This window comes from Vitiosangium sp. GDMCC 1.1324 (assembly GCF_003044305.1).
In the GTDB taxonomy this organism is placed as follows: Bacteria; Myxococcota; Myxococcia; order Myxococcales; family Myxococcaceae; genus Archangium.
Map to the genome: position 1 here is coordinate 170,957 of NZ_PZOX01000004.1, position 13,232 is coordinate 184,188.

A 13,232-nucleotide genomic window follows, 5' to 3' on the forward strand; every position below is an offset into this window, starting at 1 on the left:
GAGGCCTCCTCTATCACCTGGAGCCAATCCCGCGACGAAGAAGGAGCTACCCTAGCCACGGCGCCACCCCCTCAGTACGAGTGCGTCGCGATGGTAACCCCCACCGAGTGGTGGTCGAAATCATACGTCGGCCACTGGGTGAGCTCGTCAGCTCGGGCCGCATACAGCGTTGCGCCTTGGAGTTGAGCACCCCAGAGGATGGTACCTTGGAGTTGAGCACCCCAGAGGATGGTACCTTCGAGGTGGGCGCGCTGAAGGTTCGCACCTTCGAGGTGGGCGCGCTGAAGGTTCGCACCTTCGAGGTGGGCGCGCTGAAGGTTCGCACCTTCGAGGTGGGCGCCCCAGAGATCCGCCCGCTGAATGTGAGCATCCCGGAGTTGCGCGCATTGGAGATAGGCGCGTTGTAGGTGGATGCGTTGTAGATGGGCACCTTCCAGGTGGGCACCTTCCAGGTGGGCACCTTCCAGGTGGACACTCTCAAGGTGTGCGCCTTCCAGGTGGGCGCCTTCCAGGTGAACATCTTCGAGGTAGGCACCTTCCAAGTGGATATCTTTGAGGTAGGCGCCTTCCAGATGGGCGCCTTCCAGGTGGGCCCGTACAAGGCGGATGCCCTCGAGACGGGCTCCTTCGAGGCGGATGCCCTCGAGACGGGCTCCTTCGAGCCATGCGTCATGGAGTGCGATACGCCGGAGATCGACTCTTTCCAACTCGATGATTTCATCATGGCCGGAATGAAGAATCCTACGTGTCAGCGCCGTCATGGCCGCCTGGACATCCGGTGCGCGAGCCTGAAGAGATGGGAGTTCCAGAAACTTTGATTTCACATCATGTTGCCGCACCTTAGGGGCAGCTAGCTGCTTCCGCAGGGAATGCCCTCGAATGTACGCGGCCAAAATGTTAGTAATTGCCGCTCGATCGACTCTTGAATCCCTGCCAATTCGAGATAAGGCGTGGATCCCCCCCAGGCGGATATCGGTCTCCGTCCTCCCGATGTGTTCGATGGCCCTGGTGAATCGTTCCGTGAGTTGTCCTTCACGGCTGTTTTTGAGCCCTCTCCAGGAGAAATAAGCGGTCGCAAGAAGGACCGCCCCTCCCATTGCCTGAAGGAGAGTGGTCCGAACATCGTTCTTGGCTTTGACAATTTCTGCGGGCTCCAGTCGTGCGGAGGATGTAGAGCCGAGGTCACGCTCGACAATGTAGGTTGGCAAGAAGAGGATGCAGGCAAGCAGGGAAACGATGGGGACTATTGCTGCTATCAGCAGCAAGGGACGCGTGTACCAGCGGGCGCCGGCACGCAATGCGCAAGTACGCTGTTTCATCGACCCCCCAGCAGATCGCTCCAAGCACTTGGAAACGGAAATTCTTCCAACAAGAAAGATAGAAAGGGCTTGGGGGCGGAGTAGCACCATCCAACCTTGCAAATGAGATCGCAGAGAGAAACGCTCGGGGACCTGTCCAAGAAAGAGGCGCAGGCCAGCCAAGTCGCCTAGCGTACTAGTAGCCAACAGCACGCTCCACTTGAAGTGAGCTGTCAGGCATCCGAAGCCTCAAGTCGGCACTGTGATTCACAGATTCTGCGGTCCCAATCTTTAGCCTGAAGTGACGCGCCTATGGAGGACGCTCGTGCGCCGTGACAAGGCAGGACATGAACCATTGCGGAATGTTCTTGGGGCTGACTGGAATCCAGGTTTACAAGGTCTAGCTGAACTCTATCTGGGGGGGCTGCTGCTCTTCCTGTTGAGTATCAGTATCGTGCCGGTGCTCTGGGAACTGATACGGAGCATGGAATTTATGGACAGTCGTCTCCTGCTCTTGGCACCAAGCATACTCCTGCTTGGATACCGGTTGTTGGGCACCCGGCGTGCTCGTATTCGACATCGGGTTAGGGTGAGACAGTACCAGGAACTCTTGGCCGCCTATGCCGAGAGACATGCTGGCGGGGAACTTTCCCATAATATCTTCAACAAGGCTCCACTGGGCGAGTCGCTCCAACGGGAGGGACGCTCCGTGCGCATGCTCCTTGGTGCGCTAGTGCTCGCCTTGCCCTTCCTAGGCCTTGCCCTTCTTCTTACGACGGAGCAGCGCCTCCTTCCAATCAACCCAATCAACAAGGACGGGCTCCTGGGTCTGGCGTTGGCCGGCAGCGGCGTCTATGCCTATACTATAGGGCTCCTCATCCTACGAATCTGGGCAGGAACACTCTCCACCGGATTCCTCCTGACCACTGCTATCCGTTCTTTTCTCTTAATGATGATGGGTTATGCCCTGGGCCTCATGGGTGTCTTCCAGCTACGCAAGGGCATATTGGCGCCCTTTTTGTACTTCGGCCTGGGCTTGTTTCCCGCACTTGGGTTAGAGATTCTGCATCGACGGTTCAGACAGGTCTTCGCACCAGAACCCCCTGGAGCGGAGTACCTGAAATGGGAGTACCTGGATGGCGTCACCAACTTCGATATCGAACGACTCAAGACTCTGGGAATCTTCAACATCCAGCAACTGGCCCGAGTAGAGCCTGGATGGCTGTCGCTGTGCACTCACTACCCGCTAGCGCGCGTCGTTGATTGGATCGACCAAGCCCTCCTCATCACCTACCTGCGGGAGGACATCCTCAGCGCTCGTCAGTTCGGAATCCGCAGTGCCACCGATCTGCGGATGCTCTACCGAGAGGCCACTCGCTCGGACTTGCCCGACCTCAACAAGCTGGATGAAAGCGAGCGGAGTCGCCGTCGCGCTGGTCAGGCGTTTAAGGACATAGCCAACATGAAGCGGGGCAAGCTGTTTCAGGAAGAACTCCTGTCCATTGGCTCATCCCTCAACGACGACGTGCTAGTTGACCTTCTGGACTGCTTTCACAACCGTCGCTGCTGACTCTTCGGGAGGAGGCGCGGCTCAGCGGCGGAGCAGACAGCATGGGCCGGGAATTCGGCTCCCCACCACAAAGAGCACGCCACCCGGCACCCGCAGATGCCGGGTATATGTCGTCACGGGGTGTATGTCACCACAGGGAGCTGCTCTACTCGGAGCGGTACCTCACGACCCAGACCCGGATGGGCAGATAACCGATTGGACCACGGATTGGACCGCGCGCGCCCATCCCACGCTGCGGGTCATCAGCATCGAGCAATGAGCATCCCGGCCACTTACCCGTTACACCGACGCCGTGGAGTATAGGACGGATCGGGACCTTCCTAAGGTCTTAGTTCGAGTTTCGCAGTTTCGGGGGAGTTGGAAGAGCGAGCAGCGGATAACCTGGTGGGCTGAGTAGCCCGCGCGCTCTCGTTGGCATGTTTCAGCCCTCTTGAAGACGATGCAGGGGAACGAAGCTGGAGCGAGCACCGGCAAGACATTGGAGGTCATGCTGGCGATGCTGATGGGAGCGGTGGTGAGCTGACGGGTTCGGGCACTACCTCGGCCCGACAGGAAGCTCGCCATGATGCTGCCCGACATGTTCCTGCAACTGGGTATCCGTCCTGCCAACGACGTGCTGGGGAGCTTGGCCAGGGAGAGGGAGCCGACGGACCCTGCCGGGCAGGTCGAAGCAGAATGAGAAGCCGGAGTGGGTTCGAATCGCCGAGGAGTACGAGGCGAGCGAACTGACGCAGAGGGAGTTCGCAGAGCGCCGGAGCGGGGGCGGCATTGAGAGGAACTGCGCGTCACCGAAGGCACGCAGCAGATGTGGACCGGGGCATCGACCATCTCGCTTCGCGGACGGCGTACACGTTCCGAGACACCAACAGCGCTCTCCCTGTCACCTAACGACACGAGATGTCGGGATGCTGCTCCTGGCCTGTATCTTGCCATGGGCTGAGCGGTCGTACTTCGGGTGACTTCACGCATGCAGCATCTCGCCGCTTGGGGATGTGGTCGTTGTGCGCTTTGTGGCCGGCCATCGCACGCGCTGTCACTCCATGGATTGACATGAAGATGACCTGGTGGAGATTCATGCGTTCGCCCGCTTTCATTATTCTCACCATGCTGTTTGCCTGCACGCCCGTGCAATCACCTTCTGAACCACCTTCCACCGAGCAAGATGATGCGTTTGCTGCTTGGCGCAAGTACGGCCAGCCCCAAACCATCAAGCTCTTCGAGGAATATGCCAAGGCGAGCCGTGGCGAAGCTGCTGACCTGGATGGTGATGGAGTTCCTGAAACAACCTCGGTTCGCATGCCCGATGGAGGCATGCGCTGGGAGTTTGCTCCCCTGAAAGATGGTCGCCTGCACGGAATCATGGAGATGAGTCCCAGAGGGGACGTGCTGACATGGATCGACACCGATGGTGATGGGCACATCGAGCGCCGCGAGGAAGTCACACTCAACGGCAAACTGCGCGTGCTATGGCGAGACACCAACGGCGATGGCCGTCTGGAAGAGCGACGAACCGAAACGGAAGAGGAAAACAGCACCAAGGTAGTCATCGAAATCGATCCAACCGGAAATGGAAACTTCGCCTTGAGCACCGAATACTCGCTTCCGCTTGCACTTCCCGCGACATACGAAGAATGCAAGAAGAATGACTTCATGACGGGTGATTTCCCTAAACTTGGAGACCAGGACGTGGAGCCGAGAGACATCAAATTCGAATCGACTCCCGTCGTCACCATCATTGGAGGGGCAGCCAAGGGCTCCTGTAATGATTACGAAATCAGCTCGGTAGTCGCCGCCGTCGAGTGCGCGCTTGGCCTCCAGAGTGAAAGGAAAGGCCTCAAGTGCCTCAAGGCAACGAACTCCTCCATGGCAGACCATTTTAGATTTAGCTTACTCAAGAAGCGCATCAAGATAGCATGCGGACTCAATTGCGATGGGGTGGGCGCCACAACCCTAGGCAGCAGAACATCTGCTCCCTACATCAATCTAAACAGTCGTTACTTCTGGGAGACAGACTCCGCAGATGCGAATTGCGAAACAATTTTTCATGAACTCCTGCACGCCTCTGGTGTCGCGACTACGGGCGTAAACCACAACGACGGAGATCCAAGGGATCAGGTGTACGCATGCTCACTCTATTGCTCTGGGTGCCGCACGGACACTGCTGTCAGTCCTCAGCCGACCGCGAACGAGAACTGTGCCCGATGTGCTGGCTCTCCTGAAGAAAAGCGGAAATGCGGTATCGAGAAAAAGCTTGCCCACGTGGCGTGTCCCAGTGCCGCGATCTGCCATGGAGGCATCCTCACGAATAAGGCCTGCGAGAAGTGCAAGGGCGTTGTCGAGCAGGACTGCGCGGGTCAGCCACTTGGTTCGGCAGGAGATTTCTATTGCTGTGAAACGTGCCCTGCGACCGCCAATCGCTCAAATGACATACCCTGCACATCGACACCGACGTTGCCGAATGGCTGCAATGTCAAGCCCCCTATGTGCCAATGAACGTTCACCTGCTCGTATCGACTGCCGCAGTTCTATCTCTCTCCAGTTGTGCCACTCCCGGAGAAAGGTTTGAGGAACGACAGATGGGTTGGAGGGCCCATGCCACTGCGAGAATGCTTCAGCTCTACGACGAGTTTGGCTCGCCTACGAAGGGAGGCGTGCTCAAACAAAAAGCTGATGGCTGGGCGGAGTACGTCTTGCCTGATGGTCGCCGACGCCTCGTGTTGGATCAGGATGGAGACGGACGTCCAGAGGGGTTTTCGGATACGTTGACAGACGAGACGATCATTACCGTCGTCGATTCCAATCAGGACGGCAAACCCGAAATCCTCTCTCAGGAGGACGGCAATGGCTGGTATTTCGACGACACGAATCGCAACGGCACTTTCGACAGGCTGAGAACCGCTTTCGCGGAAGGGGACATGTTCCGCGTTCGTATCTGGGTCGATGCGGACGAAGACGGGCACTTCGAGGAAACGGAGTCATGGCTGCAGACCCCCGCGATCCCAGTCCTCAAGCCTCCGCGAGAGCCAGTCCCATCTCCTGGCCAGGAAACGCGCGGGCCGTGACCCGGTAGGGCTCAGCGGGCCGTGGTGGGGGCGGCCATGGCCAGGTGCGCGTGCAGCGTCTCGGTGCGCACGTAGAGGAACTGCGCGTCGCCGAAGCCCAGTCCGTCCCCGTCGAACAACTGCTGCTCCTGCTCCCCCAGCGCAATCGCGTTGACGAACGTCCCGTTCATCGACCCCGCGTCCCGCACGTAGCAGCTCCCATCCCCCGCGTTCCACCGGATGAGCGCGTGGAACTTGGAGACCGACGGGTCGTGCACCACCAGCGAACTCGTCTCCAACCTCCCCACCGCGAACACCTCGCCGTCCGTCTTCGGGTTGAGGAAGAGCACCTGCAGGTGCTCGAAGCCCTGCAGCATCGCCATCAGCCGGTCCGCCAGGCGCGAGCGGTGGGCCATGAACACCGTGCGCGCCCTCCCCATCTGCTGGGCTACCTGCTGGAAGACCGGGGCGGGCGGCTGCTGGATGAGCGCCACCGGCCCATGCGCGGACTGGAACGTCTTCACGTCCACCCGGGGCAGCGCTCGCAATTCCTTCACCGAAGGCATGGCGCGCAAGGCTAGGCGCGCACGCCCCGCGTGCCAAGGGCCCTGGCTCGGGTATGGTGCGCCCGTACACCACCCAGGCAGCCTCAGGAGGCTTCTTTCATGGCGAAGGCGAAGTACGTGCTGGCAGTGGACCAGGGCACCACCGGGACGCACGTCTCCATCCTCGACGACAAGCTCCGGGTGGTGGGGCGCTCCTACCGCGAGTTCACCCAGTACTTCCCCAAGCCCTCCTGGGTGGAACATGACCTCGACGAAATCTGGGCCTCCGTCGAGCAGTGCATCCGCCTGGCCCTGAAGGACGCCGGGCTGGCAGGCAAGGACATCTCCGCGGTGGGCATCACCAACCAGCGCGAGACGTCCGGCCTGTGGCTGCGCGAGGGCGGCAAGCCCCTGGCTCACGCCATCGTCTGGCAGGACCGGCGCACCTCGGAGCACTGCGCGAAGCTGCGCCAGCAGGGCGAGGAGGCCCGCGTGCGCGAGACGACGGGCCTCGTGTTGGACCCGTACTTCTCCGGCACCAAGCTCTCCTGGATGATGCAGCACGTGAAGGGGGCCCGGAAGCGCGCCGAGAAGGGCGACGCGTGCTTCGGCACCATCGACACCTGGCTCGTCTACAAGATGACCGGGGGCCAGGCGCACGTCACCGACGTCTCCAACGCCAGCCGCACCCTGCTCATGGATGTGAAGCGGCTCGAGTGGGACGAGGGCATGCGCTCCCTCTTCGACGTGCCGGCCGCGTGCCTGCCGGAGATTCGCGGCTCGGCCGAAGTCTATGGCACTACCCGGGGCATGCGCGGCCTGCCGGACGGCATCCCCATCAGCGGCATGGCGGGAGACCAGCAGTCGGCCCTCTTCGGACAGGCCTGCTTCTCCCCCGGCGAGTCCAAGTGCACCTACGGCACGGGCGCCTTCCTGCTGATGAACACGGGCGATACGCCGGTGTACTCGAAGGCGGGGCTGCTCACCACGGTGGCCTGGCGGATTGGCGGCAAGACGTCGTACGCGCTCGAGGGCAGCTCCTTCATCGCCGGCGCCGCGGTGCAGTGGCTGCGCGACGGGCTCAAGGTCATCAAGAAGGCTGCGGACGTGGAGCCGCTCGCCGCCAGCGTGAAGGAGAGTGGGGACGTGGTCTTCGTCCCGGCGCTCGCGGGCCTGGGAGCCCCCCACTGGCGCCCCGAGGCCCGCGGCCTCTTCGCCGGCATCGACCGCTCCACCACCGCGGCCCACCTGGCGCGCGCGGCGCTCGAGGGCGTGGCCATGCAGATTCATGACCTCGCCGAGGCCATGCGGCGCGACAGCGGCCGGGAGATTCCCGCCTTCAAGGTGGACGGAGGCGCCTCGGCCAACAACCTGATGATGCAGTTCCAGGCGGACATGCTCGGCACGGAGGTGGTGCGCCCGCAGAACCTGGAGACGACCAGTCTGGGCGCCGCCTTCCTGGCGGGCCTGGGAGCGGGCGTGTGGAACGGCACGGACGCCATCCGCCGCGCCTGGAAGGTGGGCAAGGTCTTCAAGCCGAAGATGAAGGCCGAGGTGCGTGAGCGGTACCTCACCAAGTGGCGGCGCGCGGTGGAGCGCGCCTGAGACAGCGGCCCCCGATTCGCGATAGGAGAGAGTTCCGATGGCCTACGACCGCACGCTGTTGACCCCCGAGGCCCTGAAGCAGTTCCTCGCCGAGCACCCCGAGTGGAAGCACGAGGGAGGAATGCTGCGCCGCACCTACGAGGCGCCGAGCTTCCTGGGTGGCATCGAGTTCGTGAGCCGGGTCGCGAAGGCGGCCGAGGCCGCGGACCACCACCCGGACATCGACATCCGCTGGCGCAAGGTGACGCTGGCGCTCGTGACGCATGACGCGGGTGGGCTCACCTGGCGCGACACGAAGCTGGCGGCCGAGGCGGACACGCTGTTCACCCAGGTGGTGAAGCAGGGCTGATGCGGGCGGCACTCCTCGTCGCATGGGCGCTGTGGGCGGCTCCGGCGGCGGCCCGGGCACAGGAGGACGTGCCCGAGGCCACCCGGCCGGAGCGGCTGTACATCAACTCGGGCGTGCTGATGGGCTCCTCCCGGGTGGTGGGCATGGGCGGCGCCTACGTGGGCATCGCCGAGGGCGTGGCGGGCTTCGCCAACAACATGGCCGCGCTCGCCCAACGCTCGCCGGGGTTGGACAAGGACTGGGACGTGGGCTTCACCCTGTCCTGGTTGGACCTGCCGCTGGCGAAGGCCAAGGGCAAGGACCTGGACAACGACGGCCTCGCCGACGACGCCCCCCAGACGTTGCAGCTGCTGGGCGCCATCATGTTGCAGTACCGCAACGTCGGCCTCGGCTTCTCGATGCGCAACTACCAGGTGGGCTACTGCAACACGGCCCACTGCGACCCGAGCGATCTCATCCGGGTGTCGCTCGTCCAGTCGGCGCTGGCGGGCGCGGTGTCGCTGGGACGCGACGACTTCATTCTCGGCTTCGGCATCTACAGCGCGCAGGCGATCTTCAGCCACAAGCCCGAGGGCAACTGGAACTATGGGAACACGGGCATCGCGCTGGACATCCTGTACAGGCCGCATGGGCGGTCCTACCGGGTGGGCATGTCGGTGCGGCCGGAGGTGGTGGGCGAGTGGCGGAGGGACACGGGACAGGTGCCCTTCATCGCGGGCCGGCAGCTCTACTCGGCGGTGGTGTCGCCCGCGGTGCTGTCGCTGGGAGCGAGCTTCCGGCTAGGCGAGGGGGCCGAGCGCTACAACCGGCTCTCGCCCGCGGCGCGCCAGCAGATGCTGGAGGGAGCGCACTTCGCGGAGGTGCCCGCGGAGGATGATGTGAATGCACTGGCGGGCCGGTGGCTCATCAGCGCGCAGGCGGACTTCATCTCGCGGGTGGAGAACGCGGTGTCGATGCACTCGTTCACCGCCATCACCGAGCCGGAGAAGGTGGGTGGCTCGGCGATGATTCAGCCGCGCCTGGGCGTGGAGCACGAAACGTGGCCGGGACGGCTGCGCACGCGACTGGGGACGTTCATCGAGCCCTCGCCCTTCGAGGGCCAACTGCCAAGGCCCCACCTGACGGGAGGCTTCGAGCTGTTCCTGTTCCGCTACATGGATGACTGGGCCCTGACGGCGTCCTTCGACGTGTCGCGGCGCTACTCCAACTTCGGTGTCTCGGTGGGGTTCTGGCGTTAGCCTCGACGCCCCGGACGGCGCCTCGCCGCCTGCCGCACTCCGGGCAGCGGCCGGGGCGCGTCCTCCAGGTGCGCCGGGCGGAGCGGCCTCGCCGCCTGAGCGCCCACCTCGCTCCCATCCTCGGGCAGAGGACGCTCCTCCTCCCGGCGCTGCGCTGGTGCGCCGAGCAGGCGAGGGTCCGGCTCCCAATGGAAGAGCAGGATGGCGATCAACACCATCAGCACCACCGTCCGCCGGAACGACGCGGATTCCTGAAGGAGCGATTGCGGGTTCATCTGCGTCTCCAACACCCCCACGCCGCAATTTCATGCGCCTTCGGGCCTGACGTCCAGCCACCCCCTCCGCACCATTCCACTCCTGCCATCCCGCGTGAATGCCGCGCCGGGCCTGGAATACAGTCACGAGTGTCATGACCGCGACCGCACTCGACCCCACCACGCTCCCGCTGAAGACGTCCGCTCCAGACGACCTCGCGCGGCAGTTCTCCCAGTCGTTCCCGACGACGCTCGTGCCCGAGCTTCTCTGGGCGGAGTTCACGCGCGCGCTGCTCGACTCGAAGAACGCCGTGCTCTGGTCCAACGACGTGTCCACCATCCGCACACTGCAGCCCCCTCCCCTCGCCGTGGGCTCGGTGCTCGCCGTGACCATGCTGGGCCGTGGAGCGGTGGTGCACTACCGGGTGAAGCGCTTCGAGCCTCCCCATCTGCTGGAGTATGCGTCCCTGCAGGGCCACATCCTGGCGGGCGGCGCCACCGTATCCGTCGAGCGCTCCATGGGCGGGAGCACGCTGTGCTGGCAGGGCGAGTATCGCGGCACGGAGGCGAACCTCGGCCACCTGGACCGGTACCTCGTGGCCTTCTTCGGGCAGCTCGCCACCCGGTTGCGAAAGCTGGAGGCCATCGCGCCCACCGTGTCCTGACGGCGTCGTCACGAGCGTTCCCTCGCCCCCGTTTCAACCCCGACCTGGAGGTGTCCGTCTTGAGCTCATCCTCTCCCATGAGAGTGCCCCACCCGGCACCGGCCACACGCCAGACGCCCTCCGCTCCCGCCATGTCCGACCGGGAGTCCGCGCTGCCGGAGACCCACGGCGCCCTCTCCCTGGAGGCCTCGCGGGACTCCGCGGAGCGCTTCGGTCATCGGTTCGAGTCCGTCGCCGTGCGCTCCCCTCCCTCCACGCCAGACTCCGTCCCGGTCCAGCTCGCCCGCGATGGGGCGCGGGCCTCGAAGCGGCTCCAGGCACTCCAGACCGGAGCGCATCAATTCCGGCTCCCCGATGTGCGACTCCCGCGACCCACCGGCGGACGCCCCCTCCCCGAAGCGCTGCGCAACAGGATGGAGCAGGCCTTCGCGGCCGACTTCTCCTCGGTACGGGTACACGAGGGGGAAGCCGCCTCCTCCGTGGGCGCTCTCGCCTACACCCAGGGGACCCACATCCACTTCGCCCCCGGCCGTTTCCAGCCGGACTCGGCCACGGGGGAGCGGCTCATCGGGCATGAGCTCGCTCATGTGGTGCAGCAGCACCACGGACGCGTGGCGGTGCCCTCGGGCGAGGGCGCGCCGGTGAATGCCCACCCGGGCCTCGAATCCGAGGCGGATCGGGCCGCGTCCCAGGCGGTCTCCGGCCAGCCTGTCCGCATTCCGGGTGCGGACCCCGGGGCGGTCATTCAGCCGTCGCAGGGGGCCGTCATCAACCGGGTCCACGACCTCGACACCCTGTTCAACATCATCGGCCCCAACGACGCCGACCAGGTGACGAAGGGCAACCGCGTGAAGCAGGCCGAGTTCGACAACCTCAAGAAGCAATATGACGCCATCTCGGCAGGAAAAGCTGGGGTGAAGCTGAGGATAGACGCATCGAATCTGGCCGATCCCCAGGAACAGGAGGCCTACAAGAATCGAATGATGGGCAACATCGCCAAGATGATGCAGACGGAGTCAGGACGGACGCTCATCAATGCGCTCGGGCGCCCCAACGCCAAACACACGACGACCCTCAAGCACGAGGCGAATCCCTTGAAGTTCCAGGCCATGCCCACGGGGCAAAACAGGCAAGAGAAGCTCCAGGGGTACGCGCAGGCGAACGGGCCGGGCCAGGGAGCGAACACGACCGTGCACCACTCGGGCGAGGACATCGTCATGCCGGATTCGACCGAGGACTGGGCCAAGATGCCCGGCCATGTCTCGCTGTTCCATGAGCTCGTTCACGCGCACCACCTGGGGACGGGGACCGCCCTCCCGAAGGACCGCACCATCGCCGGCGGGCTGGACAACGAAGTCCCGGAAGAGGAGTACGCCACGGTGGGGCTGGGAAACCATCGCAACCAGGCACTCACCGAGAACGCCTACCGTGAGCAGCGGCGGAACCTGGGAGAGGTCATGCCCGACAGGCCCTCGTACAAGTCTCCGGCGAGGGAGCAGACAAAGCAGCTCATGCTGGGGTGGATGAACGAATTCAAGGGCTTCTTTCCCGAGGAGGAGGCCCAGCAGAACTGAGTCCGCCCCGGGCTCAACCCGCCTGCTTCAGGAACGTCGCCAGCTTCTCGTAGGCCACCGCCAGCGCGGAAATCGGCGCGCTCTCGTTCGCCTGGTGCGCCTGCGCCGTCTCTCCCGGCCCGAAGTTCACCGCGTCCACTCCGAACTCCGAGAAGCGCGCCACGTCCGTCCACGCCTGCTTCGAGGCCGCTGGCAGTCCCGTCAGCTTCATCAACTGCTGGAACAGCGGGTTGTCCGCGCACACCCGGCCGCTCGGCGCCAGGTCCGTGAACTCCACCTCCGCCGCGTCCCCCACCAACTCCCGCACGTCCTCCTGCGCCTTCTCCACCGTCTTCCCCGGCGCGAACCGGTAGTTCAGGTTCAGCTCGAACGCCTCCGGGATGACATTGCGCGCCCGCCCTCCCGAGGCCTTCGTGATGTTCATCACCTCGTAGAAGGCGAACTCCCCGTACATCACCTCGCGCCTCGGCAATGCCAGCAGTCGCGCCAGCAGCGGCCCCGCCTTGTGGATGGCGTTCTCCCCCTGCCACGGCCTCGCCGAGTGCGCGCTCCGCCCCTTGAACCGCAACGTCACGTGCAGGCTCCCCACGCACCCCACCTGCACCACTCCGTCCGTCGGCTCCATCGCGATGCCGAACTTCACCCGCTTCAGCTCCGGACGCGTGTCGAACAGCGGCCCCAGTCCGCTCTCCAGGTACGGGCCCTCCTCCCGCTCGTAGAGCACCATCACCAGGTTCACCGGCAGCTCCGGGCGCGGCAGGTCCTCCGCCAGCGCCATCATCACCGCCAGCCCGCCCTTCATGTCCGAGGCGCCCAGCCCAAAGACGCGCTCCCCTTCGATTCGCGGCTCCCGGTCGTTCGGGTGCGCCGGCACCGTGTCCAGGTGCCCCACGAGCGCCACCGTGGGCCGCTCGTCCTGCAGGCTCCCCAGCACCAGCGAGTGCCCCTGCCGGAACACCTCGCGCTGCGGGAAGTGCGCGCGCGCCCAGCGCTCCACATGGTCGGCGAGCACCCGCTCCTCTCCGATGGGGCTCGGAATCTGGCACAGCGCCAGCGTGGAGTGGGCAAGGCGGGTGGCGAGGTCGGTCATGGG

At 64.2% G+C, this 13,232-nt stretch carries 12 protein-coding genes; 8 read left to right on the forward strand and 4 right to left on the reverse strand.

Going from position 1 to position 13,232, the window contains the following annotated elements:
- Positions 1-71 precede the first annotated feature (71 nt).
- Entirely contained in the window at positions 72-1,409 is a 1,338-nt protein-coding gene (locus DAT35_RS62350) for a pentapeptide repeat-containing protein (protein ID WP_108067385.1), read from the reverse strand.
- 214 nt (positions 1,410-1,623) lie between these two features.
- Between DAT35_RS62350 and DAT35_RS13390 the strand changes: the two genes are divergently transcribed.
- The 3 genes from DAT35_RS13390 (at position 1,624) to DAT35_RS13395 (ending at position 5,930) form a co-directional block, all read left to right on the forward strand.
- A complete protein-coding gene (locus tag DAT35_RS13390) occupies positions 1,624-2,868 on the forward strand; it encodes a hypothetical protein (protein ID WP_146209697.1) in 1,245 nt (414 codons plus the stop codon).
- A 1,050-nt stretch (positions 2,869-3,918) separates the two neighbouring features.
- Positions 3,919-5,361: a hypothetical protein gene (locus DAT35_RS58120; RefSeq protein ID WP_146209698.1), complete on the forward strand. Its 1,443-nt coding sequence runs from the start codon at positions 3,919-3,921 to the stop codon at positions 5,359-5,361.
- 113 nt (positions 5,362-5,474) lie between these two features.
- Positions 5,475-5,930 (forward strand): hypothetical protein, encoded by a 456-nt coding sequence (locus DAT35_RS13395; RefSeq protein ID WP_146209699.1) that lies wholly within the window; start codon positions 5,475-5,477, stop codon positions 5,928-5,930.
- Between the two features lie 11 nt (positions 5,931-5,941).
- Here DAT35_RS13395 and DAT35_RS13400 read toward each other — a convergent pair whose 3' ends face one another.
- A complete protein-coding gene (locus DAT35_RS13400) occupies positions 5,942-6,475 on the reverse strand; it encodes an FHA domain-containing protein (RefSeq protein ID WP_108067389.1) in 534 nt (177 codons plus the stop codon).
- Between the two features lie 99 nt (positions 6,476-6,574).
- On the opposite strand from DAT35_RS13400, the gene glpK reads away from it, so the two are divergent.
- From glpK to DAT35_RS13415, 3 genes are read left to right on the forward strand one after another with little or no spacing between them, the layout of a single operon-like run.
- Positions 6,575-8,059 carry a glycerol kinase GlpK gene (glpK, locus tag DAT35_RS13405; protein WP_108067390.1) on the forward strand — a complete coding sequence of 495 codons (1,485 nt, stop codon included), beginning with the start codon at positions 6,575-6,577 and terminating at the stop codon, positions 8,057-8,059.
- Positions 8,060-8,096: 37 nt separating this feature from the next.
- Entirely contained in the window at positions 8,097-8,408 is a 312-nt protein-coding gene (locus DAT35_RS13410; RefSeq protein ID WP_108067391.1) for a 4a-hydroxytetrahydrobiopterin dehydratase, read from the forward strand.
- Positions 8,408-9,646: a hypothetical protein gene (locus DAT35_RS13415; RefSeq protein ID WP_108067392.1), complete on the forward strand. Its 1,239-nt coding sequence runs from the start codon at positions 8,408-8,410 to the stop codon at positions 9,644-9,646. The genes DAT35_RS13410 and DAT35_RS13415 overlap by 1 nt, the downstream gene beginning before the upstream one ends.
- Here the strand turns inward: DAT35_RS13415 and DAT35_RS13420 are convergent.
- Positions 9,643-9,921 carry a hypothetical protein gene (locus DAT35_RS13420; RefSeq protein ID WP_108067393.1) on the reverse strand — a complete coding sequence of 93 codons (279 nt, stop codon included), beginning with the start codon at positions 9,919-9,921 and terminating at the stop codon, positions 9,643-9,645. The genes DAT35_RS13415 and DAT35_RS13420 overlap by 4 nt on opposite strands.
- A 134-nt stretch (positions 9,922-10,055) precedes the next feature.
- Here DAT35_RS13420 and DAT35_RS13425 point away from each other — a divergent pair, with 134 nt between their 5' ends.
- Positions 10,056-10,565: an SRPBCC family protein gene (locus DAT35_RS13425; RefSeq protein ID WP_158501688.1), complete on the forward strand. Its 510-nt coding sequence runs from the start codon at positions 10,056-10,058 to the stop codon at positions 10,563-10,565.
- Positions 10,566-10,642: 77 nt separating this feature from the next.
- A complete protein-coding gene (locus DAT35_RS13430; protein ID WP_108067395.1) occupies positions 10,643-12,139 on the forward strand; it encodes a DUF4157 domain-containing protein in 1,497 nt (498 codons plus the stop codon).
- A gap of 13 nt (positions 12,140-12,152) precedes the next feature.
- On the opposite strand, the gene dapE is transcribed toward DAT35_RS13430, so the two are convergent.
- Positions 12,153-13,229, reverse strand: a complete 1,077-nt coding sequence (gene dapE, locus DAT35_RS13435) for a succinyl-diaminopimelate desuccinylase (RefSeq protein ID WP_108067396.1) — start codon at positions 13,227-13,229, stop codon at positions 12,153-12,155.
- Positions 13,230-13,232: the final 3 nt, after the last annotated feature.